Origin of the sequence: Nocardia sp. NPDC049737, assembly GCF_040674755.1 — a bacterium.
Lineage (GTDB): Bacteria > Actinomycetota > Actinomycetes > Mycobacteriales > Mycobacteriaceae > Nocardia.
In genome coordinates, this window is record NZ_JBFANH010000009.1 from 101032 (window position 1) to 127196 (window position 26165).

Genomic DNA, 26165 nt, shown 5'->3' on the forward strand with positions numbered 1-26165 from the left:
AGCAGAGATGTCACACTCGCTAACCCTGCGTCGTCATCAGCATGACGACACCTAAGCTCGCCCCTGTTGGGGCCGCACGACCGAACGGCGAGACCAGTGACTGACCAGCCTTCCTCCGAACCCATCGACCAGGCCGAGTTGGCTCGGCGTTTCGAGGAGCACCGGCCGTATCTGCGCAGGCTCGCCTACAGCACGCTGGGCAGTCTCACCGATGCCGACGATGTGGTGCAGGAGGCATGGCTGCGGCTGCAGCGCCAGTACGAGGCCGGGACAGCGGGCGAGATCGAGAATCTGCGGGCCTGGCTATCCACCGTTACCGGGCGTCTGGCCCTCGATCAGCTCGGTTCGGCCCGCGCCCGGCGCGAGCAGTACGTCGGTGAATGGTTGCCGGAGCCCGAGGTCACCACCTGGGACGATCCGGCCGACCGGATCACGCAGGACGAGCGCGTCACCACGGCGCTGCTGGTCGTATTGGAATCCCTCTCGCCCGCCGAGCGCACCGCATTCGTACTACAGGATGTGTTCGGTATGAGCGGCCCCGAGGTCGCCGAGGTCGTCGGTCGCACACCGGCGGCGGTGCGCCAGCTCGCCTCGCGTGCACGCAAGCGCGTCGAGGACGGCACACCCCGCTTCCCCGCCTCACCCGACGAACAGGAGAAGGTCGTCTCGGCCTTCGCGGTGGCCTGGCGCTCGGGTGATCTGAGCGCGCTACTCGGCGTGCTCGACGCGAACGTCAGCCTGACCGCCGACGGCGGCGGCAAGGTCCCCGCCATCCGCCAGGCCGTGCGCGGCGCCGAACTCATCGCGAAGATGCTGCTCGGCTGGTACCACGCACCGTCCGCGGCGGGCGCTTGGGGCCGCGCGGTTCTGGTCAACGGTGCGCCCGGTCTGGTCGTCTTCGACGGCAACCACACCGGCGTGTTCTCCTTCACCATCGATAACGGCCGCATCGTCGCCATCAATGTGGTCCGTAACCCGGACAAGCTGCACGACCTGCCCACCGAAGGCGCGCCCGACTGGTACCTCGGCCCGGACGCCGAATAACCCACGGGGCCCGCACATTCGATGTGCGGGCCCCGATCGGCTAGGTGGGCGCTTGGACAACGGGCGTTTCTGGCTCGACAACGGTCCCGGATCGCTTGCGTCGCAACATAATGAGCCACACGCCGCGAGCCAGAACAACGCACAGGCCCGCCAACGCGGCAATGCCGAGAAATACGACGAGACCGGGCCAAACGTAAGTCACCTGGAGGAAAGTCGGGGCCCGACCGCGGAAGACCAGACCTGCGAGCTGTGGCAGCGCGATCAGGATCGGGATCGGGGCGAGATAAGGCAATTGGCGCAGCGCGATGAGCCAGCTCGGGCGAGCCTGCTGATCAGCCCACCGGCGCGATCGCACCAGGCAGAACCCCCCGAGCCCGAGAGTTGCGAGTGTCAGCAGCGCCATTCCCCAATCGGCGTAGATGCCCCACGGGCGATGCACATCGGGCGACTCGCCCTGGGTCAGCGCGACCAAGCCCTGCGCGATGATCTTGGGATCATCCTCGAGTGCCAAGCCGGTATCGGCGATGACAGCGATCCCGTAGCCGGTGTCGGACACCAGGACCTGCGCGGCGGTGTAGGTGAACCAGTCACCGTAGTGCACGAGCTGATCGGATTGCGCACGCTCCCAGCCCATTCCGTAATCGTCGTCACTGACTCCCGAGGGCGTGTGCATCTCGGTCACCGCCGCCGACGACACCAACCGGTGCCCGTCCGGCGCGACACCACCGTTGTTCTGGGTGATCAGCCACGCGGCCAGATCGGCGGCCGTGGTGATTACACCGTGGCTACCGCCGACGAACCAGTCCGGCTCAGCAACCGGTATCGCGAAACCGTATGCCCGAATGTATCCGTGCGTCACCTCCTCGGCCTCGCGCGCCGAATTCACCGTCGTGCTGTCACGCATTCCAATGGGCCCGAATACATTACGCCGCATATAGTCCGCGAACGGTTCCCCACTGACCACCTCCACCAACCGAGCGGCCACCTGATAATTCGGATTGTGATAGTGGAATTCCGTCCCCGGATCGGCGGCGAGTTTCGCAGCATGCAGTCGCTCGACCGCACCGGCCAGTGAATCCGCCTGCGGCCGTCGCAGATCGGGAAATGCGGTATCCGACATTCCGGACGTCTGATTCAACAACTCGCGCACCGTGATCCGATCGCCACGCGAATCGGCCAACCGAAAGTCGGGGAGGTACTCACGCACCGGCGCGTCGAGACGCACCTTCCCGGCATCGACCAACTGCATCACGGCCGACGCCGTCATGGATTTGCTCACCGAAGCGATCGGCATGCGCGTCGTCGCGCTGATCGCCGCGCCGCTCGAATCGTGCCCATATCCCGCCACGTACACCACCTGATCCCCGTGGGTAATGGCGATCGAAGCCCCCGGCAACCGTGTCCGGGAAAGGTATTCGGACATATATCGGTCCACCGCGGCCGGATCGACGCCCTCCACCGTCGGTGCCGCAACCGCCGCACCAACCGACGGCAACAGCACCAGAAGCACCGCCATCACCACTACCCGCCGCAGGAATTCCGCAGTCACCGCTTTCACCCTTCCCATCGCGCGGCCGCGCAATCGCAATACGTCAGCCAGCCAACCCAACCGGTTCGGGTATCGAATATCCGTGCGCCGCCGCAACCTCCGCCGATAACAGCCGCCCTTTATCCGCGGTGACCCCGCGTGCGAGATCGGGATGCGCCCTACACGCCTCCCGCCACCCGTGAGCGGCAATCGCGCGCACATACGGGACAGTGGCGTTGGTGAGCGCCACGGTAGCGGTGTGCGGCACCGCACCCGGCATATTCGCCACACAGTAGTACAGCGAATCGGCCACGCGGAAAGTGGGATTCGCATGCGTTGTCGGATGCGAACCGGCGAAACACCCGCCCTGATCGATGGCGATGTCCACCAACACCGACCCGGGCCGCATACCGCGAACCAGTTCCTCGGATACCAGCTTCGGCGCCCGCGCACCCGGCACCAGCACCGACCCGATCACCAGATCCGCCGCCAGCACGGCCCGCTCGATCTCGACCGCATTCGAGGCCACCGTCGAGATGCGCCCTTCGAACCGTGCGTCGAGTTCGCGCAGGCGCGCCAGATTGGTGTCCAGCACGGTGACTTTCGCCCCCATCCCGGCCGCGACAATGGTCGCGTTCGTCCCCGCGACACCACCGCCGAGCACCGCCACATCGGCCGGAAGCACTCCCGGCACCCCGCCGAGCAAAAGCCCGGCACCACCGAGCGGCGCCATCAGGTGATACGCGCCGACCTGCGGTCCGAGCTTGCCCGCGACCTCGCTCATCGGTGCCAGCAGCGGCAGCGACCCATCCGCCGCGCGCACTGTCTCATAGGCGATCGCGGTGATTCCGGACCGCAGAATCGCATCGGTGCATTCGCGCGACGCCGCCAGGTGCAAATAGGTGAACAGCACCTGCTCCGGCCGCATCCGCGGATACTCCTCGGCGATCGGCTCCTTGACCTTCAGAACCAGCTCGCCCTCCCACCACACCTGCTCGGCGGCGGGCACCATCCGCGCACCCGCGGCGACGTAATCCGCATCCGAAAATCCGGACCCCACCCCCGCGCCGGCCTGGATCAGCACCTCGTGCCCGTGCCGCACCAGTTCCCCGGCACCAGCCGGGGTCAGCGCCACTCGAAACTCCTGCTCCTTGACCTCCCGCGGAACTGCGATCCTCATATCGCCATCGTGGACCACCGACGGTCCCGGCGCCATGAACGCCGCGCTGGACGCACTGTCGGTTTCCGAGGACGCTCACACAGCGAACGTCTCACCCAGCTTCGGAATGCGCAGCTGTTCACCCCGACCGGCGTAACCGAAATTCCGCTCCAGGCGCTCGAGCGTCTCACTGAAGTGCGCCCATCCCTCGGCGTGCACCGGCACGATCACCGCATCACCCAGCGCCTCGGCGGCCTGCACCGCGGTGCGGGCATTCAGCGTGAGATCGATATCGCCGAACCGGCCGACATTCGCCGCACCGGCGAACAGGATCGCGATATCGATCCGACCGATGCGCGCCACGATCTGCTCGACGAGCTCGACCGAAGCATTATCACCCGACACGTACACGGTCGGCAGCCCCTCGGCCTGCAATACGAACCCGGTGACCACGCCGGTCTGCGACTCGCACCCCACTGGCCCGTGCAGTGCGGGCACACCCGTCACACGCACCTCACCCAGTGTGACAGTCTCCCAATTCGCCAGTCCCCGAACACCTTCGATGCGACCGGCGGCATCCGGCGTCGACAAGACGGTCGCCACGGTGGACAGGAATTCACGGCCGGAGTGGTCCAGATTGTCGTCGTGCTGGTCATGCGACAGCAGCACCACGTCCACCGGTCCCACCTGCTCCACCGGAACCGCCGGGCCGGTGAGCTTGTGCAGTGTTATCGGACCCGGGTAGTCGCCCGGAGCGTCGAAGGTGGGATCGGTCAGCCACGTCAGGCTGCCGTACCGGAAGCGCAGGGTGGGCCCGCCGATGTGCAGGGCTTCGAAGGTCGTGCGTGCAATCGTCTCGGTCATGGGATCAATACTTGTCGCCCCGATATTCGATCAATAGTGGCCCGTGAGCCGCGTAGCGATAAGATCAGGCCATGCGTTCCGTCGCCGCTCTGGCCTTCGATGGGGTCATCCCCTTCCATCTGTCGGTACCGACGCTGGTCTTCGGCCGGGTCGGCACCGAGGGGACACCTGACTATCGCGTCGAGGTGTGCGCCGAACAGCCAGGCACGCTGCGGACCCCGGCCGGTTTCGACATCGTCGTGAAAACCGGACTCGACGCCTTCGAGCGTGCCGACCTGGTGGTGATCCCGAGCTGGCAGCGCGGCATGGGCATTTCGGCGCAACTGCGCGACGCACTCCATGACGCACACGCCAGAGGAGCCCGGATCGTCGGCCTGTGCCTGGGCTCCTTCGCGGTGGCGGCGAGCGGCTTGGCGGACGGTCGGGAAGTCACCACCCACTGGGCCGCGGCCGCCGAATTGGCCGCGACCTATCCGAAGGTCCGGGTCCGCGCCGACACCCTCTGGACCGACCTCGGCGATATCGTCACCTCCGCGGGCGTCGCCGCCGCACTCGATTGCTGCCTGCACCTGGTCCGCGACGACCTCGGCAGCCGCGCCGCCACCGAACTGGCCAGGTCGCTCGTGACCGCCCCGCACCGCAGCGGCTCCCAGGCCCAGTACATACCGGTCGCAGTACCCGAAGCCGCCGACGACGATCCGATCGAACGCGCGATGGTCTGGGCGCGTACGAATCTCGGCGAGCCGATCGACCTGGATAGTTGGGCTCGCATCGCGCTGATGTCGCGACGCACCTTCACTCGACGCTTCCGCGAACGCACCGGGAACAGTCCGCAGCAATGGCTGCTGCAACAGCGCGCCGACCGCGCCCGACTACTTTTGGAATCCACCACCGAGACCATGGATCGCATCGCCGCCGAAACCGGCTTCGGCACCGCGGTCAGTCTGCGCCACCACTTCCACCGCATCCTCGGCACCAGCCCGGCCGCGCACCGCGCGCTGTTCGCGGGCGCACCCGTCCCCGAATACTCGGCCGCGGAGTAATAGCGACAGGATTGCGATGCCGCCTCCGCCGAGTTCGCCCACCCCGTGGGCTCCGCCGGCCTCGGTCCCTTTATGTTTTCGGCATGAGGATCGAGGTAAGCGGACATATACCCGAAATCGACGAGACCGCGTGGATCGCACCGAACGCCACCGTAATCGGACGCGTGCAACTGGCCGCCGAGGTGAGCGTCTGGTACAGCGCGGTCCTGCGCGCCGACCTCGAGGCGATCAGCGTCGGCGCGCGCACCAATATTCAGGACGGCTGCGTCCTGCACGCCGACCCGGGTTTCCCGCTCACCGTCGGCACCGGAGTTTCGGTGGGACACAATGCGATCCTGCACGGCTGCACCGTCGGCGACGATGTGCTCGTCGGCATGGGTGCCACGGTCCTCAATGGCGCGGTCATCGGCGCGGGCAGTCTGATCGCCGCAAATGCCCTGATTCCGGAGGGTGCGCAGATTCCGCCCGGTTCGCTGGTCGCGGGTGTGCCCGGCAAGGTGCGTCGGGAGTTGAGCGAGGCCGAGCAGGACGGCATCCGACTGAATAGCGCTGTGTACCTGCACAACATGGCAAACCACCGCGACGCGAAGCAGATGTGAGACAGAGCACACTGATCAAGTGACCAAACTAAATCGCTGATAACATTTTGCCAGCGTGCCCGGTGTCCCGGGATCTCCCGCCGACGCAGCTGTCGAGTGGCCTGTAGCGCGGAGGGCGAGCCCACCGGATGGTGGCCGCGCAGCGTGCAGGTAGGAGGTATCACGGTGGCGTACGTGCAGCAGAGTATGCACCGGCCGTCGGGGCGGATCAGCGTGGCCGACATCGCGGCCCAACCGGGTGGGGTCGAGGCGCTACAGCGGCGAGTGCACGAGTTGCGCTCCAGCGGAGTGGATTTCGCCGCCAATGCGATCGAAAAGGAGATGGCGGAACTGGATCTGCCGCGCACATAGTCGCGCGTGCGCCGGTCGTCTGTCCAGTTCTGGTGCTGATCCGCGGTAGCACTGCCGCGCCCCGGTGAAATAATGAACGGCACTCACCCGCACCGTCGCGACGCCCAGCCACCACCGGCGTCCCGAGCCGATCGACTGGAGCCTCGATGCCGACCGTTCCGCCCATCCTCCAGCGCATCCTGGAAAAGCCCGTCAGCGACGGCGAGAAGTTGCTGGAGAGCGCGCTGTCAGCTTTCCTGGACTTCGGCATCAAACGCACCAGCATGGGCGAGATCGCCCGGCGCGCCGGAATCAGTCCGGCCACGCTGTACCGCCGCTTCGAATCGAAGAATGATCTGGTCGAGGCGGTCAGTGTGCGCGAGGCGCAGCGTTTCGTCGCGGAGATCGATAAGCGGGTACAGAAGGTCGACGGCGTCGAGGAGCAGCTGATCGAGATCTTCGTCGCGGTCATCACCGCGATCGCGGGCAACGAACTGTTGCGGCGGCTGCTACGCACCGAACCCGATCTCATCCTGCCCCGGCTCACCACCGAGGCCGGACCGATCATCGCGGTCGGGCGCACATATCTGGCGGAGAAATTGCGCGAACTCCACAGCGGCGCGGATGACGATTTCGACTTCGAACTCGTCGCCGAGATCATGGCGCGGCTGGCACTGTCGCTGGCATTGACGCCTGACGGGCTCATTCCGATCGATGATGTGGCGGCGGGTCGGGATTTCGCGCGACGCACCCTGCTGCCGATGGTCGGTGTCCGCGCCAGCGCATAACCGTCAACGCGTTTCGAATACCCGGATGCCGAACGCGGCCGCTACCCACTCATCGAGCAACCGGAGCGAATTCGTATCGGGCTCTCTGCCGTCGTCGATGAATTCCCGCACCAGTTCGACGACTCCACCCGCCCGCATCGTGGTCGGATCCGGCAGCGGTAGCCGCGACACATACTGGGTGATCCACCGCCGCCGACCCGAATACAGCCGATTCCCGCACACCGCATCGTAGAACCGCAGGCCCAACGCCGAGTTCGCGACGCCCATCAGCAAATACGCCAGCCGCTCCGCGGCGCCGTCGACCCCGAGATCGGCCAGCGATATCCAATAGCAGTCCCCGTTCACCACCGCCCCGGACCGATCCAAGGCGAATCGCGGCCGCTCACTGATATCGGGGAAGACCACCTTCGGCACCCGCCACAGATGCGGCCGCTGCGGCACCCAGATCTCGAACCATTCCCTGCCACTGTCGGTCAGATATTTCCGACCGGCCAACGTCTCCCGATGTGACTCCAAATATGCTGCGGCGCCCGGAAAATCCCGCAGGTCAACGGGCATGCGCGCGGGCTGCGCCGTGTCGTACGGATACAGCACCCGCACGTCGCGCTCCCGCGAGATTTGCCACGGATCGACATCCTGATGGGTGATCAAATCGAAGAGCAACTCCCCCTCCGGCGGTGGCCGCACCTCCCCCCACCGATCGGAGATGAATACCCGATCCGCAGTCGTCTTGATACCTACCCGAATTCGCCCCACGGCACCGAATGTCCGCCAGGTCCCCGCCTCCACCTCGGCCAGCCACCTGTCGACCTCCGGCCGGGACATTCGCCAAGCGCCGCTGTCCTCGGCCGCGTCACACCTCACATCCACACCGTTATCCGGACCGGAGGCGGCGATCTGCCAGTCCACCACCGAGCCCACCGGATCGCTGCGGATCGCCCGATCACCTGATATCTGATCGCCGGACGCCCCGCGGGTCACCGCCCGCTCACCCGTCGCCAACGTGCCGACCTCGACCGCGAAGGTGCGCCCACCATGCTCGACGCAGTGACTGTGTTCGGCCGCCAGCGCCTCGAAAAGATCTGTCCCACCGATGTTTTCGGCGGTATCCACCTCGTAGGCCGAAACATAGCGGCAAACTGCGCGCGACGCCGTCCGAGTGGCGATGGTGACCGCGGGCAACACCGCAGCCTCGAACAACTTCGTGTCGCCGAGGTCATACAGTTCGACCGGAGCCAACTCGGTGCGCAGCAGGCTCCGGATGTTCGCACCGGCCTTGGTGGTGAGAAACCGATTGGCACACAGCAATCCGAGTACCCCACCCGACCGCAGCAGCCGCGGCGCGACCGCGACGAATGGATGGGTGAGATCGATCCGCCCCTGCAACCCGAACTGCTTGCTGAGCAACCGCGCGGTCTTCCCACCCAACTGCTGAGTCCGCACATACGGCGGATTGGTAATGATCGCATCGAACGCCCCCGCCGCGATCCCCGCCGATTCGGTCAAGAAATCCCCGACATGCCACTCGACCGCAACTCCGGCGGTCGCCGCCCGCTCCCGCGCGACCGCAACCCCGGCCGCATCCAGGTCGTATCCGACCAACTCCACCCGAACCCCCGGCAACAACTCCCGCGCAACCTGATCCAGCGCAAGCAGCAGCTCACCGTCCCCACAGGCCGGGTCGAGCACCCGCAGCATCCCTCCGCTCGGCACCCGCACCCCTACTGGTACCTCAATCCCCTCTTCCTGCACCTCCCCATCAGGCATCCCAGTACCCGATGCCGCCACTGTGTGCGCCTGCCCATCATGCGCCCCCGCCTCCCGCACGCGCGGCACCACAGCATGAGCGACTCCAGAGCGCCCGGTCCGCAGCGGCGCATGCTCGAGCAGCCGCCGCGCGAGAAAGCGCGCCAGGGCTGGTGGCGTGTAGTGCCTACCGTGCCGCTTGCGGTCGCGCGCGGCGGGCTCGCCGGGATTCATTCCTGGGATTCTGCCTCGTCACGACGCAACCGAGGCGATAACGCGGTCGACCGGATCTCCCGGCGTCGCGGGCGGGCCCGCGGTGCGGCGACCGGCGAAGCGGCGCATGAGCGGTTCATCGACCCAGCGGTAGATCGCGGCCGCCGCCGTTCGACGATCAGGCTCAACCGGGCGAACCCGAGCCAGCCGAATTGTCGGCCGCCGATGAACAGCCGGGTGATCAGCACCATGACCGGGAACTGGATCAGATAGAAGGCGAAGGAAATATTGCCGAGCCACACGATTCTGGGCGAGGCATCGACTCCGGGAGATGCCGAGTGCGCTCTGGAATGCGTTGAACCGCCGGACGCCCGCGAACGAATATTTCAGGATCACCAGGTCCAGCGGTCGCCCAGGATCACCAGCGGCCGCGTGATCGAACATGGCTCATCGGCAAGTTCCTCGTACCGCACCTGTCGATGCTGCCGAGCCCGCGGTGCCCGGCGGCGTTACCACCGGGCACCGGTGCTCATGCCCTCGAGTAGGCGACCATCGGGTCCTTGTCTTCCAACGGCGGTACCTCTTCACCATCCAGCACCTTGCGCATCCGCTCGGAATCCAACTGCCCCTCCCACTTCGCGACCACGAATGTCGCGACGCAATTGCCGAGCAGGTTCACCGTGACCCGCATCGAATCCATCAGTCGATCCGCCCCCAGCAGCAACGCGACCGCCGCCACCGGAATCGACCCGTGCCCGATCGCACTGATCGTCGCCGACAACGCCAGGAATGACGAACCCGGCACGCCCGCCATACCTTTCGAGGTCAACATCAGCACGCCGACCGCCGTAATCTGCTCGCCGAGACTCAGATCCACCCCGAGCGCCTGCGCCAAGAACAGCACGCAGATGGACAAATACAGCGTCGCACCATCGAGATTGAACGAATACCCGGTCGGTATCACCAGCCCGGTGGTCGCTCGGGAGCAACCGGCCTCGGTCAGTTTGATCATGATCCGCGGCAGCACCACCTCGGTCGATGCGGTGCCCAGCGCCAAGAACAGCTCATTCTTGATGTATTTGACGAGCTTCCACAGACTCACCCCCGCGAAAACCCGCACCACCACCGCGAGCACCAGCAGGAACAGCACCGCCGCCGCATAACAGCAGGCGATCAACTTGCCATAGCTGCTGAGCGCGGAAAGTCCGTACTGCCCAACGATGTAGGCCATCGCGCCGAACGCACCCAGCGGTGCCAATTTCATAATCCAGCCGATGATCGTGAAGAAGATCTTCCCGATGTGATCGACGGCCTCCAAAATCACCGGCGGGCCATGCTCGCCGAACTTCGCCAAAGCCAATCCGAACAGCACCGCGAAAAACAACACCTGCAACAAAGCATTCTCCGCAAACGCCGAAATCACCGATGCCGGAATGATATTCAGCAAAAAGTCGACGGTATGCGGCAGCTCGCCGTTCTTTGTGGTCTTGGCGATCTTCTCGGCGCCGGTGGCCAGGGTCTGCGCGTCGACATGAAAGCCCGCACCCGGCTTCACCAGATTGCCGACCAGCAAACCGAAGAGCAGTGCGAAGGTGGTGATCACCTCGAAGTAGATCAGCGCCTTCACACCGATCCGCCCGACCGACTTCATATCGCCCACATGGGCGATGCCGAGCACAACCGTGCAGAAGATGATCGGCGCGATCACCATCTTGATCAGCTTGATGAACCCGTCGGCCAGCGGTTTGAGGTCCGCGCCGAAGTCGGGCCACAGCTTGCCGACCAGAATTCCGGCCACGATCGCCACCAGCAGTTGCAGGAAAAGCGACCGGTACCAGGGCGGTTTGCGCACCGGGTCGGTTGCTGCGGTGGATTCGATCGTCACGCTCATGCGCGCAACGTACGAGCTATTCGTATCACCAAAGTTTCAACTATATTGCCGCGCGGAAACCCGATCGATATATGACCATCACTCCAGGTCCGACAGCGAGAACAATACGAACGAAAGCGGACCCCGGGGAAATCCCGAGGCCCGCTCTTACCGCTGGATTTACAGCGGAATGTTCTTGTGGTGGCTCTTACGCACCGGCGCCGCCGCCAATGCCGCGGCGATGATGCTGCGAGTCTTGGCCGGGTCGATGACCTCGTCCACCACACCGATCGCCAAGGCCCGCTCGACACCACCGGCGATGCGCTCGTGCTCGACCGTCAGACGCTCGTGCAGCGCCTCGCGCTCTTCCTCCGGCGCGGCGGCGAGGGCCTTCTTGTGCAGGATGCCGACCGCGGCCTTGGCACCCATCACGGCGACCTCGGAACCCGGCCAGGCATACACCGCGGTCGCGCCGAGCGAGCGGGCGTTCATCGCGATGTAGGCGCCACCATAGATCTTGCGGGTAACCAGCGTGACCCGCGGCACCCGAGCCTCGGCGAATGCGTGCAGCAGCTTCGCACCGCGCCTCACCACACCTTCCCACTCCATGCTGACACCGGGCAGATACCCGGGCACATCGGTGAGCACCACCAGCGGAATGCCGAACGCATCGCACAACCGCACGAAACGCGCTGCCTTCTCGGCACTTTCGGAGTTCAGGCAGCCACCGAGGCGGATCGGGTTATTGGCGAGGACACCGACGGTGCGCCCGCCGAGCCGTCCGAGACCGGTGACGATGCTGCGCGCATAACCGCCTTGCAGCTCCTCGAACGAGGACTCACCGTCAACGTTGTCGAGCAGTTCGTGGACGATCGGCTTCACGTCGTAGGCGCGCTTGGCCGATTCCGGCATCATCGCCTTCAGATCGACATCACCGTGCGCGGCAGCGACCAGATCGAATTCGCCCTGCTCGGCGAACATCGACACCAGGCGCCGTCCACGGTGCAGCGCATCGGCCTCATCGTTGGCGACGATGTGCGTAACACCGGATTTCTTACCGTGCGTCTCCGGACCACCCAGGGTGGCCATATCGACCTGCTCACCAGTCACACTGCGCACCACATCGGGACCGGTCACGAAGACCCGGCCCTCCGGCGCCATGATCACGATGTCGGTCAGCGCAGGACCGTAGGCGGCGCCGCCGGCCGCGAAGCCGAGCACCACCGAAATCTGCGGCACCAGACCGGACGCGCGAACCATGGCCTCGAAGACCAGACCGACCGCATGCAGCGCCTCGACACCCTCAGCCAGGCGAGCGCCGCCGGAATGCCAGATGCCGACCACCGGAATGGCGGAATCGATGGCGGTGTCGATCGCGTCGACGATGTGCTTGCAGCCCTCCACGCCCATCGCGCCGCCCATGACGGTGGCATCGGAGCAGTAGGCAACGGTGCGGACACCGTCGACCTCGCCGATCGCGGCCAACACACCGGACTTGTCGCGCGGGTGCAGCGGGAGAACGGTTCCGGGGTCGAAGAAGCGTTGGAGCCGACCGAGCGGATCACGCGGATCGGTCGCAGTTTCTGGTCGAAACGCGGGAGCAACAATTGTCATCGCGTTTTCTCCTCACCTCGAGCAAGTGCGCCGCTACCGCGGCTGCGTATGTCGAACACCGGTGGGGTCGACCGACTTTGGCGTTGGTCGACCCCACCGGCGATCGTTGTGCAGTCAGCCAGTCTGTGCGGTCAAGCCCCGGAGGGGGCAGCTTGCGTAACCCGGTAGGGGCTCCGCACAAACTGAATCGGTTACCGAGCGGCTATGCCCGACCGAAGGCGAGCGCGACATTGTGCCCACCGAATCCGAACGAGTTGTTGATGGCGTACTCGATCTCCTGGCGGCGGGCCTCGCCGTGCACCACATCCAGATCGATCTCCGGATCCTGGTTCTCCAGGTTCAGCGTCGGCGGGACGAGGCCGTCGCGGATGCTGAGCACGGTGAGCACGGATTCGAGCGCACCGACGGCGCCGATCGAGTGACCGAGGGCCGACTTCGGTGCGTACACCGAAGCGTGGTTGCCCACGGCCTTGTTGATCGCGTTCGCCTCGGCGGTATCGCCGATCGGGGTAGCGGTCGCGTGCGCATTGATGTGGGTGATGTCCTTGGGTGTCAGACCCGCGGTCTGCATCGCCCGCGTCATCGCCCTGGCGGCACCATCACCCGTGGGATCCGGTGCGACCAAGTGGAAGCCATCGGAGGTGATACCGGCGCCGAGCAGGCGCGCGTGGATCGTCGCGCCACGTGCCTTGGCGTGCTCCTCGGTCTCGATGACCATCAGCGCACCGGCCTCGCCGAAGACGAAGCCGTCGCGATCCTTGTCGAAGGGACGCGAGGCGCCCTTCGGGTTGTCATTGCGGGTGCTCATCGCGCGCATCATGGTGAATGCCGCGATCGGCACCGCGTCGATGAAACCCTCAACGCCACCGGCGACGACGATATCGGCGTCACCCATGACGATCATTCGCCACGCATTGGCGATGGCCTCGGAGCCCGATGAGCATGCCGAGACCGGAGTGACCACTCCTGCCCTGGCCTTCAATTCGAGACCGACGACGGCCGACGGACCATTCGGCATGACCATCTGAACAGCCAGCGGCGAAATCTTGCGATAGCCACCGTTCTTCAGCTTGTCGACCGAGTCGATGAGCGCATCACCGCCACCGAGCCCGGTACCGATCGCCACACCCAGACGCTCCGGGTCGACCTCGGGGCTGCCCGCGTTCTGCCAGACCTCACGACCGAGTACGGTCGCGAGCTGTTCGACGTAGGCCATGCGCCGACATTCGACACGGCTCAGCAGGGTCTCTGGCCGGACCTTCAGGTGACCGCCGATGCGGACCGGAAGGTCGTACTCCTCGACGAAGGGGTCCTCGAGAACGTCGATCCCGCTCTCGCCGTTGAGGAGTCCCTTCCACGTCGCATCGACATCACCAGCGATCGACGTGGTCGCCGCCAGGCTTGTAACGACGACGTTGGGGAAGTTCCCGTTCAAGGTGGAAGGAGTGGTCACGGTGTCGGCCCTACTCGGCGTCGAACTTGGCCTTGAGCTCCGCGGCCGCGTCAGCGTTCTCGGCCTCGAGCTTCTGGATGTAGCCGACAGCGTCGCCGACCGTCTTCAGGCTGGCCAGATCCTCGTCCGGGATCTTCACGCCGTACTTGTCCTCGGTCTGAACCGCGATCTCGACCATGGACAGCGAGTCGATGTCCAGGTCATCGACGAAGGACTTCTCGATCGTCACCTCGGAGGGCTCGATACCGGTCACCTCTTCGATGATCTTGCCGAGTTCCTCGACGATTTGTTCCTGGGTCAGAGCGGCCACTTCGTGGCTCCCTTCTTATCTACTTTGTAGGGCTTCACTGTTGTTTTTCGAATCGAGCGAGCCGATGGTTACCGTCCGCTCGGTCACGATCGCGTATTGGGTTACACGGTCGCGGGGGGAAAGCTAGCCGGAAGTGGTGAGCCCGGCCAACGCGGGGAGGTCTTCGGGGGTCTTCAGGGCCAGTGTTGGCGTGCCCTTCAGTTCCCGTTTTGCGATGCCGACGAGCGTGCCCGCCGGCGGCAGCTCCGCTACTGCCGAAACCGCCGCTGCACGGACAGTCTCGGTGCACAGGTCCCACCGAACGGGCCGGGTGACCTGCGCCGCGAGCTTAGCGACAGCATCGGCGCCGGAGGTAACCGGCTTGCCATCGAAGTTCGAAAGCAGGGTCCGAGTCGGTTCGCTCGGCGCGATCTTGGATATGGCGTCCGTCACAGCGTCCTGAGCCGGGGCCATGAACGCGGTGTGAAACGCGCCCGCGACGGGCAGCGCACGCACCCGCGCCTTCTCGGGCGCGTTCGCGGCGAGTTCCGCGAGGGCGGTCAAACGTCCGGCGGCCACAATCTGACCCGCGGCATTGCGGTTGGCCGGGACGAGTTCGAGCTCTTCGAGCCGGGCGAGCACGGCTGCCTCATCGCCACCGAGCACCGCGGACATACCGGTCGGCTCCAGTGCGCACGCCTTGGCCATCTCCGCACCGCGGATGGCGGCCAGTCGCACCGCATCGTCGGCGGAGATGACTCCGGCGACCGCTGCGGCGGCGAGTTCACCTACCGAGTGTCCGGCGACAATGGTATCGGCTGGAAGTGAATCCGACTCGATTTCCGCGAAGGCCAGCAGTGCGGCGGCGACCACGAGCGGCTGGGTAACGGCAGTATCGGTGATCTCCTCCGCCGTCGCGGTGGTGCCGAGGCGAACCAGATCCAGGCCGGAGGCCTTGGACCAGAGGGCGAGGCGATCAGTCGCGCCGGGGAGGTCGAGCCAAGGCGCGAGCATGCCGGGTGTCTGGGACCCCTGTCCAGGGGCGAGCAACGCGATCACACCTCTAAGAAAACACTGTGAGGTACGCCGCAGGTGATGTCGACGCGAATGAACCTTGCGGAGTGCTTTTGTGGAGGTCCCACAAAAGCGCATGTGGGCTGTCCCGATCGACCGGGTCACCGGATCCGTTACAGGCCTTCGTGCCCTACTGGGAATTGAGTGACTTCTGGGGTAGGAGTCGACGATTCGTTACGGGTTCGTGTCAAACGACCCACTGTGGCGGCGATCCGGAGCACATAGGCGTCCCTCGGATTCATCGGATCACGGCCCGTGATCTCCGCTATCCGCTTGAGGCGATAGCGAACCGTATTTGGATGAACGTACAGCTGACGCGCACACGTCTCGACCGCGCCACCGCAATCCAGATAGGCCTCGAGAGTGTCGGCCAGCGCCGATCCGGCGGCAGCCAACGGTAGGACAAGATACTCGTTCAACGCGTCGATTGCAGCTCGGTCACCCAAAAGGGCCCGCTCCGGTAACAATTCGGCGGCGTGCACCGGTCGCGGGGCCACGCGCCAGCCGACAACGGCCTCCATTCCGGCCAGTGCCTCCACCGCGCTGGCGTGCGCCGCACCGAGGGTGCGCATGGTCGGGCCGATCACCACCGGACCGTCGGAGAACACCTCGGCCAGCAAATCCGCGAGAAATGGTGAGGCATACGAGGTATCGCCCAGATTCCCGCTGACCACCATCACCAGCCGCGACCCCTGGACCACGGCCAGCGCCGCACGACCGTGCCGCGCGGCGATCGCGTGCACCGAGCCGACCATCGAGACGCCCTGATCCCCCGGCGGCGTGCCGACCAGCACCGTTGCCGGCGCGGTGGCATCCCAGTTCAGGGTCGCGGCCCGCGACAGCATGTCCGGACCGGTATCGCCGCGCACGACCGCGTCCACAACCAATGCCTCGAGGCGGGTATCCCATGCGCCGCGGGATTCCGCGGCGCTCGCGTACACCGAGGCGGCGGCGAATCCGAGCTCACGCCCGTAGCGCAACACCGCCTCGGTGAGCGCGACCAACTGCCGGTCGTTGCGCGCGAGCGCGGGCAGCCATTGTTCGAAGAACTCCATGGCCACGCGGACCATGTCCACGGTCTGGCGCAGCGTCAGCCGCCGCGCCAGATCCTGCGGGATCACTTGGAAGGCGTCCAGGCTGAAACGGATATCGCTATCGGGATCCTGTAGCCATTCCAGGAAGTTCACCACCGCGGTCTGCACCAGCATCTGCACGCCCGCGCGTTGCGCGGCATCCAGATCGGCGAAGAACGGCAACCGATCCTGCATCGACCCGACCGCCTCGGTGGAGAGGCGTCCGGAGAACTGCTTCACGCGTTTGAGCAGCGTGTCCGGCAGCGGGTCGCGGGTTTGCCGGTTCGGGGAGAGCGCGCCCGTCGGCAGATACACCTCATGCTCGGAGGAGCCTTCGGAGATCCGACGCGGCCGCGGCGGTTTACGTTCCACCATCCAATCGTCCGCTATGCGAGTTCATCTTCGGTGCCGGGAGCCGACTTCGGCGCGGCGTCGACATCATCGATGCGGTATTTGGCCGCCGCCTCGACCGCCTTGGCCGGATCGATCTTTCCGGTGCGGCCCAGCGCGGCCAGGGCCGCGACCACGATCGACTGCGCGTCGACGTTGTAGACCCGGCGCGCGGCGGGGCGAGTATCGGAGAAACCGAAACCATCCGTGCCGAGCGTAGTGAAGTCGCCGGGCACCCACTTGCGCACCTGATCCGGCACCGCGCGCATCCAGTCCGTCGCGGCCACATACGGACCCTCGACCCGGGCCAGCGCCTGGGTGACGTACGGGACGCCCGCATCGACGCCGGGGTTGCGCAGCTGGGCGATTTCCTTGTCGAGTGCCTCCTTGCGGAGCTCACCCCACGAGGTCACCGACCAGACATCGGCCTGCACACCCCATTCCTCGGCGAGCAGCGCTTGGGCGCGCACGCCATCGGGCACCGTGACACCCGAGACCAGGATCTGGGCGCGCACATTGCCCTCACCGCCGCGCTTGTACAGATAGATGCCCGCGAGCAGTCCGGCGATATCGAGATCGTCGGGCTCGGCGGGCTGTACATACGGCTCGTTGTAGAGAGTGATGTAGTAGAAGATGTCCTCGCCGCCGAAGCCACCCGCGGAACCGTGCGGATGCGTGCCGGGAAGTGCGACGGGACCGGGCTCCGGAGTGCCACCGCCGTACATACGACGCAGACCGTCCCGCACGATATGCGCGATCTCGAAGGAGAACGCCGGATCGTAGGTCACCACGGCCGGGTTGGTGGACGCCAGCAGCAGCGAGTGGCCGTCGTTGTGCTGCAGACCCTCACCGGTCAGCGTGGTTCGCCCGGCGGTTGCGCCGAGCACGAAACCGCGCGCCAGTTGGTCTGCCGCCGCCCACAATCCGTCGCCGGTGCGCTGGAAACCGAACATCGAGTAGAAGATGTACAGCGGGATCATCGGCTCGCCGTGAGTGGCGTACGACGTGCCCGCCGCGGTGAACGATGCGGTCGATCCGGCCTCGTTGATGCCCTCGTGCAGAATCTGCCCGACGGCACTCTCTTTGTAGGCAAGCATCAATTCCGCGTCCACGGAGGTGTACAACTGCCCGTTGCGGTTGTAGATCTTCAACGAAGGGAACCACGAGTCCATACCGAAGGTACGGGCCTCGTCCGGAATGATCGGCACGATCCGCTTGCCGATCTCCTTGTCCCGCAACAGCTCCTTCATGAGCCGAACCAGGGCCATGGTGGTGGCCACGTTCTGCTTGCCGGAACCCTTGCGCACCGACTTGTAGGCCTCGTCCCCGGGCAGTTGCAGCGGCTTTGCTGCAGCACGCCGTTCGGGCAGGAAGCCGCCGAGCGCCTTCCGGCGATCGAGCATGTACTGGATTTCGCGCGCCTCCATGCCCGGGTGGTAGTACGGGGGCAGGTAGGGGTCCTTCTCCAGCTCGGCATCCGAGATCGGAATCCGCTGCAGGTCACGGAAGTCCTTGAGGTCCTGCAGGGTCAGCTTCTTCATCTGGTGCGTGGCATTGCGGCCCTCGAAGTGCTTGCCGAGGGTGTAGCCCTTGATGGTCTTGGCCAGGATCACCGTCGGCTGGCCCTTGTGCGCCATCGCGGCCGCATAGGCGGCAAACACCTTGCGGTAGTCGTGACCACCGCGCTTGAGGTTCCAGATCTCCTGATCGGTGAGGTCTTGGACCAGTGCCTTGGTGCGCGGGTCGCGGCCGAAGAAGTGGTCGCGGACGTAGGCGCCGTCATTGGCCTTGTAGGTCTGGTAGTCGCCGTCGGCGGTGGTGTTCATCAGGTTCACCAGCGCGCCGTCGCGATCGGCGCCGAGCAGCGCGTCCCACTCCCGGCCCCAGATGACCTTGATGACATTCCAGCCCGCGCCACGGAAGAACGACTCCAGTTCCTGGATGATCTTGCCGTTACCGCGCACCGGGCCGTCGAGGCGCTGCAGGTTGCAGTTGACGACGAAGGTGAGGTTGTCGAGGCCCTCGTTGGCGGCGACCTGGATCAGGCCGCGCGACTCCGGCTCGTCCATCTCACCGTCGCCGAGGAAGGCCCAGACGTGCTGATCGGAGGTGTCCTTGATGCCGCGGTCGTGCAGGTAGTGGTTGAACCGTGCCTGGTAGATAGCGTTCATCGGGCCCAGGCCCATGGACACCGTCGGGAACTCCCAGAAGTCGTTCAGCAGCCGCGGATGCGGGTACGACGGCAGGCCGTGGCCCGGCCCGCCATGGCTGTACTCCTGCCGGAAGCCGTCCATCCGGTCGGTGCTCAATCGGCCCTCGAGGAAGGCGCGGGCGTAGATGCCCGGCGAGGCGTGACCCTGGATGAAGATCGAATCGCCGCCGCCCGGATGGTCCTTGCCGCGGAAGAAGTGATTGAAGCCGACCTCGTAGAGCGCCGCCGAGGACGCGTAGGTCGAGATATGGCCGCCGACACCAATGCCGGGACGCTGCGCCCGGTGCACCATGATCGCCGCGTTCCAGCGGATCCAGGCACGGAAGCGCCGCTCCACCTCTTCGTCGCCGGGGAACCACGGCTCGTTCTCGGTGGGGATGGTGTTGACGTAGTCGGTGGAGGTCAAGGATGGAATGGCGACCCTGCGCTCACCGGCGCGTTCCAACAGCCGGAGCATGAGGTAACGCGCGCGGCCCGGACCTTCCCGGTCGAGCATGTCATCGAACGATTCGAGCCATTCGGAGGTTTCCTCCGGGTCGATGTCCGGTAGATAGGACGCCACCCCTTCGCGGATAACCCGCACCCGCCCGCCCGTAGGCGGCACCTGCGATCCATTCGGATCACGCGGCGCGGAGTCGGTGCCAGCGGATTTCGCTGGCGCGGAAGAGTGGATCAGGTCGGTCAAATCTGCTCCTCGTACAGGGGTGGACAAGCTGATAGGCGTCTGTTTCCCCGGGCGGCACACTTGGTTGGCGGACCACCCGTTTTACGAAAGGTTCGGGCGCACCTCCATCCTTGCGGAAGATGTGGCCCAGGTCATCATGTCAGGGGCATCTGCAGTACGGTTCCGCAGGGAACGTGAGTCGAGGACCGCCGGTGAAACAGAGAGGCACGGAGGACAATGAAGGTGCTGGACCCACGCGGGTTCGCAGCAGTGTGCGCGGCAACGGCGGTCGTGGTCGGCCTGACCATCGCGGGTTGCGCGAAACACGTTGACGGCGTTGCCAATCCGAATGCCTCGGAACTAGCCGCCTACAAGACCGAGGCGGCCTCCTCCTCCGCGGCGGCGACCTCCTCACGCAAGGCCGCGGCACAGGCCCAGGCGATCAGCGACAACTGCGGTCAATTCCCCACAACCACGGGTGTCGGCGTTTCGAAGTACAACGAATTCGTAGACGCCCACGATGCGAACGCCGCGGACTACAACGCCAAGCGCGATACCGCCGCCAAAACCCTCGAAGACGCCGCGACCAAGGTCGAAACGGGAGTGAACAACGCCAACGGCGCGCTGCCCGCGGACCTGCAGGCCAAGTTCGCCGAATACGTCGCTGCCGCACGACAGCTCGCCGCGGAGACCCGCAAGATGACTTACACCGCCCCGGTCGGCGCACTCAACGATGCGAGCAAGCGGGTCAACGACGCGCGCAATACGGTCAAGGACGCCTGTCCCAAACGTTGAATTCGTCCCATGAATCGGGGGCTGGTGGCGAAAATCGGCCAACGACACGAGGTTGTCACGCGACATTCCATGGGTATTTCGTCCGATCAGCTTGCGCTCGAGGCGATAACCATGTTCGCTTGCAACTACCTATTGTCTGGAGTTGAGGAGGACACCACCGTGGTCGCCGCGGCGGACGCGCAGAACTACGCTCAGAAGCTTGGCATTACACACGGCATGGTTGTCCAGGAGCTGGGCTGGGACGAGGACACCGACGACGACCTGAGGGCCGACGTTGAAGAGGCCAGCGGTGGGGAGATGGTCGACGAAGACTCCGACGAGGTAGTCGACGCTGTCCTGCTGTGGTGGCGAGAAGGCGACGGCGATCTAGCGGATGAACTGATGGAAGTCATCAGTCCGCTGGCCGACGAAGGCTTCATTTGGGTGCTCACTCCCAAGACCGGGCAACCTGGTCATGTCGATCCGAGCGATATCGCCGAAGCGGCACCCACGGCGGGTTTGACGCAAACATCGGCGATCAGCCTCGGTGCCTGGTCCGGCAGCCGACTCGTGCAGCCCAAGGCACCCTCGAAACAGCGCTGACCGCTTTCGCTATGGTTTCGCCGGGCGGTGTTTCACCGCCCGGTGAAGCCCGACACGATGGAGGATCAGTGATGCCAGTCGAGCTCGGCCCGCTGGAAATCGGCACGCTCGCGCCGGATTTCACACTCAAGGATCAAAACAACCAGGACGTCACGCTCTCGGACTACCGCGGCAAGAAGAACGTGCTGATCGTGTTCTATCCGCTCGCCTTCACCGGCATCTGCCAGGGCGAGCTGTGCAAGGTTCGCGACGAGTTACCCAAATTCCAGAACGACGCCGCGGAAATCCTCGCCATCTCGGTCGGCCCGCCGCCCACCCACAAGATCTGGGCGGCCGAACAGGGCTACATCTTCCCGCTGCTGTCCGACTTCTGGCCGCACGGCGCCGTAGCCCAGTCCTACGGCGTCTTCAACCAGAAATCCGGCTACCCCAACCGCGGCACCTTCGTCGTAGACCGCGACGGCATCATCCGCTTCGCCGAAATGAACGGCCCCGGAGAGCCCCGTGACCAGGCGGCTTGGGAGAAAGCGCTCGCCGCGCTAGAGTCCTAGACCGGCCCGTCGGTCACCCACCGACGGATCCCGGGCGTATAGCTCAGTGGTAGAGCTCTGGTTTTACACACCAGCGGTCGGGGGTTCGAACCCCTCTGCGCCCACCGAAGAAGATGCAGGTAGGAAACTTTTTAACGCCTACCGTCCTTTGCTCCACGCTGGCTCCGTGGAGCAAACATGGAGCAGGACACGCCCCTCCTGACCGGGGCTCCGGCCGCGCGCGGACCTGGGCGGCAGATTGGGGTGGGTTCCGAAGTGTTCGACCAACCGCGACTCACCTCCGACGGCGTCGGTACCGGATGGCCTGGCGGGATTCCACGGCAGCGACCGCCATGGTTCAGCTCTGATGAACAGTACGAGGCGTTCCTGAAGACGATGACCCACGACCTCGGGCCACAGTGCATTACCGCGAGCAGCATCGATGTCGAGCACCTCGATGAGCAGCGCCGCAATAAGCTGCTCGCCAATCACGCGTTGCGGCCCACCCTCGAATTCGTCTGCACCGCCTTCGCTCAGTTCGACGACGCGGCACTGTTTTCCCGAATCGGCACCTTCGAGAAGCAGTTCGTTCACGGACTGACGGGAGATCTCGCGGCCAAAGTCGGCGAGGCCGTCAAGAACGGGCGTGTTTTGATGCCGCCAGCGGCGGCAACGCATCTAATCCTCGACCCCACTATCCGCGTATACGCCGGACTCACCGCCTGAGCGCCGAGCGCTCAGCTCGCCAACAGCGCCTCGCGCAGAACCGCGTCGAAACCGGTCGGCTCGCGGCCGATCAACTGCGCCAACGTCGGGTCGACCGTGGCGAATTCACCGGCCCGGCTAGCAGCGAAGATATCCACCATCATGTCCGCCTGCGCGGCCGGGACGCCATAGCCCAGCATCTGGTGCCGGAATTCCTCGTCGGATACGGTGATGCGCTTGATGGTTCGGCCCGTGAGCGCGGCCGCGAGGGCGGCAATTTCGTCGAAATCGATGGCCTGCGCTGCGGTCAATGGCGGTGTGGGACCGTCGAATCGACCTTCCTCGGTAAGGATCGCCGCGGCCGCGTCGGCGAGGTCGACGTGTGCGGTCCAGCTCACCGCCCCATCCGCGGGCAACACGAGCTCTCCGGTCTCGGCTGCCCGCCCGAAGAACCGCACTGCACTGGCAGCGTAGAACCCGTTGCGGAGCGAGGTGAACGGAACACCGCAGGCCTGCAGTACTTCCTCGTCGGTGGCGTGGTCGCGACAGGGCTCGAACCGCGAGTCCGGGCTGGCACCCATATGGCTGGTGTAGAGGACGCGGCGTGCGCCTGCAGCGGCGGCTGCTTCGATGGCAGCCCGGTGCTGTCGGATGGCCTCCGCGCCGAGCTTGTCGACCGAGACGAGGAGCACCTGGCTGGCGCCCTCGAAAGCGTGGGACAGGCTGCCCGGGTCGGTGAAGCTGCCCTGTCGCACCCGTACTCCGCGGTCGGCCAAGTCCTGCGCCTTTCGCGGGTCGCGGACGCTCACACCCACCTGGTCGGCGGGCACTCGCGTCAGCAGACTCTCGACAATCCGACGGCCCAGCTGCCCGGTGGCTCCGGTCACGATGATCATGCCTTTACTCCTTGATTCCAACGGAAACGATAATACGTTAACAGTGATACTTCCGCTGGAAACAGTCAAGCGATATCGTTAATTCATGACATCGCCCACGCCACACAGGAACGACGCCACCGTCGGACCCGACGGCACGGCGTCGACTCGCGAACAACACCGGCAACGCGTCATCGAAGCCGCCGCCGACCTGCTGGAGCGCGCGGGTCGCGATGCGGTGACAACTCGCGCAGTCGCCGACCTGGCAGGGTTGCAGCCACCGGCGATCTACCGGCTGTTCGGTGACAAGGACGGGCTGCTGGAAGCGGTGGCGGAGTACGGTTTCGCGAAATTCGTCGCCGGCAAACACGTCGACCCCGACCCCGTGGATCCCATCGAAGACCTTCGGGCCGGGTGGGACCTTGCGGTCGAGTTCGGTCTGTCCAACCCCGCGCTCTACACCCTCATGTACAGCGAACCTGCCGGCACCGAGTCGGCCGCATTCCGGGCCGGACTGGAAATTCTGCGCGGACGGGTCCGTCGCCTCGCCGCGGGTGGCTGGTTGCGTGTCGACGAACAACTTGCGGCCGGGATCATTCACGCCACCGGCCGGGGTGCGGTCCTGACCTGGCTGTCCTTCCCGGAAGCCAACCGTGACCCGGCCCTGCTCACCGCACTCCGAGAGGCCATGGTCACCGCGGTCACCAACGAACGCCCGGCCATCCAAGACACCGGCGCGGCCGGCGCGGCCCGCGCCCTCCGCGCCAACCTTCCCGAGGAAACAACGCTCACCACCGCCGAACAACACCTCCTCCGAGAGTGGCTCGACCGTCTCGCAGGTGAACACTGACCCCTCGACGCGCCGGCAGGCCGCCCCGGAAGGCTGGTGACAACCAGCGCCTGCATGTGACAAATAGAACCTGTCGGCACAGCAGCCCACCCTTTGCGACCGACTAGTTTGTGGATTCATCGAAAGTGTGTTCGATGATTGGCGGCCCGTGTACCAGGTCGAAGGCCGAATCGTCGCCGAGCCGGGACGGCTGTACCGGACCCGTGCGGGCTGGGTTGAGCCCGCCTCGGTTGCCTGCCCGCGCGTCATCTAGCCCCGCGAGCCCTACGTCAGTGGTTGTCAGCGCTGTTGCTCTCGGCCCTGATCTGACGCATCGGCGGTGTGGCGGCGCCACCACCTGGCCGTTGCAGCAGATCGTCGGTGTCGTGGCGTGGACCAACCGCCGCAGGAACGGCACCACACCCATACCCCGGGTGCGCACCTCGCGCAGCGCCACAGTGTCAGTAGTCGAGGCGGCCAGCCGGAGGGTTTCCGTCTGGCCAAGGCTGTCGCCCACTCGGCGACAGATTCCATTCGTTGGCATCAACGAGTGGCACAGCGGCGAACTGGGCGACAATCCTCCCTGCCGCAAAATAGGGTTCCAGTAGAGCTTCATCCCCGGACAGGAGCCCTGCATCTTCAAAGAAGTCGGCGCAGGCACTCGCGGTATCGATGAAAAGCTTGGGTAGCTGGTAGAGCGCGAAGCTGGCCCGGTATTCGCGAAACTCCGGTTTCAGTGCGCCTAACTTCCCGTGAGGATCACCCCAGAAATGGCGAAGCACTTCGCCCATCGAGAAGTGCAGGGCACGGCTCGCGGCGGCGTGCAGGTAGTCGTACAGATCCTCGTGTCCACTCTGCTTCGCAACCCAACTGGCACTTGGCAACACGCCGCGTTGCCAGCCGTACTGCTTGCGGAACCCCTGCAGCACACCCTCCAAGAGAGTCTGCTGCTTCTTCTGGGCATCCCGGAATGCCACCGGATACCAAAGCTCCTGCATCACCGCGTCGCCGACATAGACACGCTGGGCCATTAGAGACCGAATGCCGTCGGAGCGTCCCATAGCAGTGAGAAGTTCCTGCGCGTGCTGCTGTGGTAGGTCTTTTACCCACAGCATCCACAGCAACTCATCGAGCGCTGGCCGGACGAACCCGACAGCCAAATGCCCGAGCCCAGCCTTGGCCAGCACCACGGTGGCGTCGAGGGCTTCGAGTTGACGTCGAAGAATGTAGTTGACCGCCATCCGGCGAACATCGGTCAAGGCCGTCTCCCAGCTCAGGTCCCCAATAACGATGACCTGCTTCCCAGCAGCGATCCACGCTTCGACAGCTAGCAACCGCGCTTCGACGTCACCGTCCTCGAACACAGCCATAGAGCCAGCATGTACCCAATGACGTGCTCGTACGGAATTTGCCCCCGAAGGAATCGCCAGACTCGCGTGTATCGATCCGAATCCCACCAGGCACAGGCCGAGTCGGCTTCACCTGAATCCGGTAGACCGCGAACCCGCATCGTCTGCACCCTGTGCCCATACCGGAGGGAACAGACAGCGCCCCGTGCGCCGGACCGCGCGAGCGTCAGCTCGCGAAGAACGGCGCGCGACACCGTCGCACCACGCACACACCGTGAGCCGCCCAGCACACAGGAATCAGCAACTAGGCCGCGAATCTGTAGACCGCAGGAAAGGTGCGGCCTCAGGATCTACGACGAATACGGCGTGTCCCGCCCCTGGAACGGCTGCGCAATGCCTGGCGGTGCGCCAGCCCGGAGGACATCGAGCATTTCGGGGAGTCTCCGGCATTGCCGCGTCATATCGAAGGTGACATCGAATTCGCCATGCCTCGAGTCCGAGCCCTGGCCGGTCACCTGCTCCACATCGGCGGCGAGAAGCGCTCGAC

The 26165-nt window shown here is 65.3% G+C and carries 24 protein-coding genes and 1 tRNA gene; 11 read left to right on the forward strand and 14 right to left on the reverse strand.

Annotated elements, in window-relative coordinates; genetic code table 11:
• The first annotated feature begins 96 nt into the window (after window positions 1–96).
• A complete protein-coding gene (gene sigJ, locus AB0J47_RS14650) occupies window positions 97–1044 on the forward strand; it encodes an RNA polymerase sigma factor SigJ (protein ID WP_364345416.1) in 948 nt (315 codons plus the stop codon).
• A 40-nt stretch (window positions 1045–1084) separates the two neighbouring features.
• On the opposite strand, the gene AB0J47_RS14655 is transcribed toward sigJ, so the two are convergent.
• From AB0J47_RS14655 to AB0J47_RS14665, 3 genes are all read right to left on the reverse strand, one after another.
• A complete protein-coding gene (locus tag AB0J47_RS14655) occupies window positions 1085–2593 on the reverse strand; it encodes a serine hydrolase domain-containing protein (protein WP_364345418.1) in 1509 nt (502 codons plus the stop codon).
• A gap of 43 nt (window positions 2594–2636) precedes the next feature.
• On the reverse strand, window positions 2637–3752 hold the full coding sequence (gene ald / locus AB0J47_RS14660) for an alanine dehydrogenase (RefSeq protein ID WP_364345420.1): 1116 nt from the start codon (window positions 3750–3752) through the stop codon (window positions 2637–2639).
• Between the two features lie 75 nt (window positions 3753–3827).
• Window positions 3828–4595: an MBL fold metallo-hydrolase gene (locus AB0J47_RS14665; protein ID WP_364345422.1), complete on the reverse strand. Its 768-nt coding sequence runs from the start codon at window positions 4593–4595 to the stop codon at window positions 3828–3830.
• 71 nt (window positions 4596–4666) lie between these two features.
• On the opposite strand from AB0J47_RS14665, the gene AB0J47_RS14670 reads away from it, so the two are divergent.
• From AB0J47_RS14670 to AB0J47_RS14685, 4 genes are all read left to right on the forward strand, one after another.
• On the forward strand, window positions 4667–5638 hold the full coding sequence (locus tag AB0J47_RS14670; RefSeq protein ID WP_364345424.1) for a helix-turn-helix domain-containing protein: 972 nt from the start codon (window positions 4667–4669) through the stop codon (window positions 5636–5638).
• A gap of 83 nt (window positions 5639–5721) precedes the next feature.
• Window positions 5722–6237: a gamma carbonic anhydrase family protein gene (locus AB0J47_RS14675; protein WP_364345426.1), complete on the forward strand. Its 516-nt coding sequence runs from the start codon at window positions 5722–5724 to the stop codon at window positions 6235–6237.
• 165 nt (window positions 6238–6402) lie between these two features.
• Window positions 6403–6588, forward strand: coding sequence for a hypothetical protein (locus AB0J47_RS14680; protein WP_364345428.1), 186 nt, complete (start codon window positions 6403–6405; stop codon window positions 6586–6588).
• A 146-nt stretch (window positions 6589–6734) separates the two neighbouring features.
• Entirely contained in the window at window positions 6735–7355 is a 621-nt protein-coding gene (locus tag AB0J47_RS14685; RefSeq protein ID WP_364345430.1) for a TetR/AcrR family transcriptional regulator, read from the forward strand.
• 3 nt (window positions 7356–7358) lie between these two features.
• Here AB0J47_RS14685 and AB0J47_RS14690 read toward each other — a convergent pair whose 3' ends face one another.
• From AB0J47_RS14690 to aceE, 9 genes are all read right to left on the reverse strand, one after another.
• On the reverse strand, window positions 7359–9335 hold the full coding sequence (locus tag AB0J47_RS14690) for a methyltransferase domain-containing protein (protein WP_364345432.1): 1977 nt from the start codon (window positions 9333–9335) through the stop codon (window positions 7359–7361).
• The gene (locus AB0J47_RS14695) at window positions 9332–9616 is read right to left on the reverse strand and encodes a hypothetical protein (RefSeq protein WP_364345434.1); all 285 of its coding nucleotides are present in this window, start codon (window positions 9614–9616) and stop codon (window positions 9332–9334) included. Before AB0J47_RS14695 ends, AB0J47_RS14690 begins: the two co-directional genes overlap by 4 nt.
• Before the next feature lie 227 nt (window positions 9617–9843).
• Complete coding sequence (gene dctA / locus AB0J47_RS14700) at window positions 9844–11205, reverse strand: C4-dicarboxylate transporter DctA (RefSeq protein ID WP_364345436.1); 1362 nt, start codon at window positions 11203–11205, stop codon at window positions 9844–9846.
• A 159-nt stretch (window positions 11206–11364) separates the two neighbouring features.
• Window positions 11365–12798, reverse strand: coding sequence for a carboxyl transferase domain-containing protein (locus AB0J47_RS14705; RefSeq protein WP_364345438.1), 1434 nt, complete (start codon window positions 12796–12798; stop codon window positions 11365–11367).
• Window positions 12799–13000: 202 nt separating this feature from the next.
• A complete protein-coding gene (locus AB0J47_RS14710; RefSeq protein ID WP_364345440.1) occupies window positions 13001–14251 on the reverse strand; it encodes a KasA/KasB family beta-ketoacyl-ACP synthase in 1251 nt (416 codons plus the stop codon).
• Window positions 14252–14261: 10 nt separating this feature from the next.
• Window positions 14262–14561 carry a meromycolate extension acyl carrier protein AcpM gene (gene acpM / locus AB0J47_RS14715; RefSeq protein ID WP_107655016.1) on the reverse strand — a complete coding sequence of 100 codons (300 nt, stop codon included), beginning with the start codon at window positions 14559–14561 and terminating at the stop codon, window positions 14262–14264.
• Window positions 14562–14684: 123 nt separating this feature from the next.
• The gene (locus AB0J47_RS14720; RefSeq protein ID WP_364345443.1) at window positions 14685–15599 is read right to left on the reverse strand and encodes an ACP S-malonyltransferase; all 915 of its coding nucleotides are present in this window, start codon (window positions 15597–15599) and stop codon (window positions 14685–14687) included.
• A 128-nt stretch (window positions 15600–15727) separates the two neighbouring features.
• Window positions 15728–17062 carry a helix-turn-helix domain-containing protein gene (locus tag AB0J47_RS14725; protein WP_364345445.1) on the reverse strand — a complete coding sequence of 445 codons (1335 nt, stop codon included), beginning with the start codon at window positions 17060–17062 and terminating at the stop codon, window positions 15728–15730.
• Window positions 17063–17073: 11 nt separating this feature from the next.
• On the reverse strand, window positions 17074–19974 hold the full coding sequence (gene aceE / locus AB0J47_RS14730; RefSeq protein ID WP_364345447.1) for a pyruvate dehydrogenase (acetyl-transferring), homodimeric type: 2901 nt from the start codon (window positions 19972–19974) through the stop codon (window positions 17074–17076).
• Between the two features lie 216 nt (window positions 19975–20190).
• Here aceE and AB0J47_RS14735 point away from each other — a divergent pair, with 216 nt between their 5' ends.
• From AB0J47_RS14735 to AB0J47_RS14755, 5 genes are all read left to right on the forward strand, one after another.
• Complete coding sequence (locus AB0J47_RS14735) at window positions 20191–20748, forward strand: hypothetical protein (RefSeq protein ID WP_364345449.1); 558 nt, start codon at window positions 20191–20193, stop codon at window positions 20746–20748.
• 159 nt (window positions 20749–20907) lie between these two features.
• The gene (locus AB0J47_RS14740; RefSeq protein WP_040688342.1) at window positions 20908–21330 is read left to right on the forward strand and encodes a DUF3052 domain-containing protein; all 423 of its coding nucleotides are present in this window, start codon (window positions 20908–20910) and stop codon (window positions 21328–21330) included.
• Window positions 21331–21401: 71 nt separating this feature from the next.
• Window positions 21402–21881, forward strand: a complete 480-nt coding sequence (locus AB0J47_RS14745; RefSeq protein WP_364345451.1) for a peroxiredoxin — start codon at window positions 21402–21404, stop codon at window positions 21879–21881.
• A 32-nt stretch (window positions 21882–21913) separates the two neighbouring features.
• Window positions 21914–21985, forward strand: a tRNA-Val gene (locus AB0J47_RS14750).
• Between the two features lie 73 nt (window positions 21986–22058).
• Window positions 22059–22586 carry a hypothetical protein gene (locus AB0J47_RS14755; protein WP_364345453.1) on the forward strand — a complete coding sequence of 176 codons (528 nt, stop codon included), beginning with the start codon at window positions 22059–22061 and terminating at the stop codon, window positions 22584–22586.
• Between the two features lie 11 nt (window positions 22587–22597).
• On the opposite strand, the gene AB0J47_RS14760 is transcribed toward AB0J47_RS14755, so the two are convergent.
• A complete protein-coding gene (locus tag AB0J47_RS14760) occupies window positions 22598–23461 on the reverse strand; it encodes an NAD(P)H-binding protein (protein ID WP_364345455.1) in 864 nt (287 codons plus the stop codon).
• Between the two features lie 85 nt (window positions 23462–23546).
• On the opposite strand from AB0J47_RS14760, the gene AB0J47_RS14765 reads away from it, so the two are divergent.
• Complete coding sequence (locus AB0J47_RS14765; protein WP_364345457.1) at window positions 23547–24290, forward strand: TetR/AcrR family transcriptional regulator; 744 nt, start codon at window positions 23547–23549, stop codon at window positions 24288–24290.
• A 440-nt stretch (window positions 24291–24730) separates the two neighbouring features.
• Here AB0J47_RS14765 and AB0J47_RS14770 read toward each other — a convergent pair whose 3' ends face one another.
• A complete protein-coding gene (locus AB0J47_RS14770; RefSeq protein WP_364345459.1) occupies window positions 24731–25639 on the reverse strand; it encodes a DUF5677 domain-containing protein in 909 nt (302 codons plus the stop codon).
• Window positions 25640–26165: the final 526 nt, after the last annotated feature.

Coding starts and splice junctions, on each gene's coding strand:
- AB0J47_RS14765 (WP_364345457.1), top strand. CDS start 23,547: ATGACATCGCCCACGCCACACAGGAACGACGCCACCGTCGGACCCGAC.
- AB0J47_RS14760 (WP_364345455.1), bottom strand. CDS start 23,461: ATGATCATCGTGACCGGAGCCACCGGGCAGCTGGGCCGTCGGATTGTC.
- AB0J47_RS14755 (WP_364345453.1), top strand. CDS start 22,059: ATGGAGCAGGACACGCCCCTCCTGACCGGGGCTCCGGCCGCGCGCGGA.
- AB0J47_RS14675 (WP_364345426.1), top strand. CDS start 5,722: ATGAGGATCGAGGTAAGCGGACATATACCCGAAATCGACGAGACCGCG.
- AB0J47_RS14705 (WP_364345438.1), bottom strand. CDS start 12,798: ATGACAATTGTTGCTCCCGCGTTTCGACCAGAAACTGCGACCGATCCG.
- AB0J47_RS14745 (WP_364345451.1), top strand. CDS start 21,402: ATGCCAGTCGAGCTCGGCCCGCTGGAAATCGGCACGCTCGCGCCGGAT.
- dctA (WP_364345436.1), bottom strand. CDS start 11,205: ATGAGCGTGACGATCGAATCCACCGCAGCAACCGACCCGGTGCGCAAA.
- AB0J47_RS14770 (WP_364345459.1), bottom strand. CDS start 25,639: ATGGCTGTGTTCGAGGACGGTGACGTCGAAGCGCGGTTGCTAGCTGTC.
- ald (WP_364345420.1), bottom strand. CDS start 3,752: ATGAGGATCGCAGTTCCGCGGGAGGTCAAGGAGCAGGAGTTTCGAGTG.
- AB0J47_RS14665 (WP_364345422.1), bottom strand. CDS start 4,595: ATGACCGAGACGATTGCACGCACGACCTTCGAAGCCCTGCACATCGGC.
- AB0J47_RS14725 (WP_364345445.1), bottom strand. CDS start 17,062: ATGGTGGAACGTAAACCGCCGCGGCCGCGTCGGATCTCCGAAGGCTCC.
- AB0J47_RS14690 (WP_364345432.1), bottom strand. CDS start 9,335: ATGAATCCCGGCGAGCCCGCCGCGCGCGACCGCAAGCGGCACGGTAGG.
- AB0J47_RS14735 (WP_364345449.1), top strand. CDS start 20,191: ATGAAGGTGCTGGACCCACGCGGGTTCGCAGCAGTGTGCGCGGCAACG.
- AB0J47_RS14670 (WP_364345424.1), top strand. CDS start 4,667: ATGCGTTCCGTCGCCGCTCTGGCCTTCGATGGGGTCATCCCCTTCCAT.
- AB0J47_RS14685 (WP_364345430.1), top strand. CDS start 6,735: ATGCCGACCGTTCCGCCCATCCTCCAGCGCATCCTGGAAAAGCCCGTC.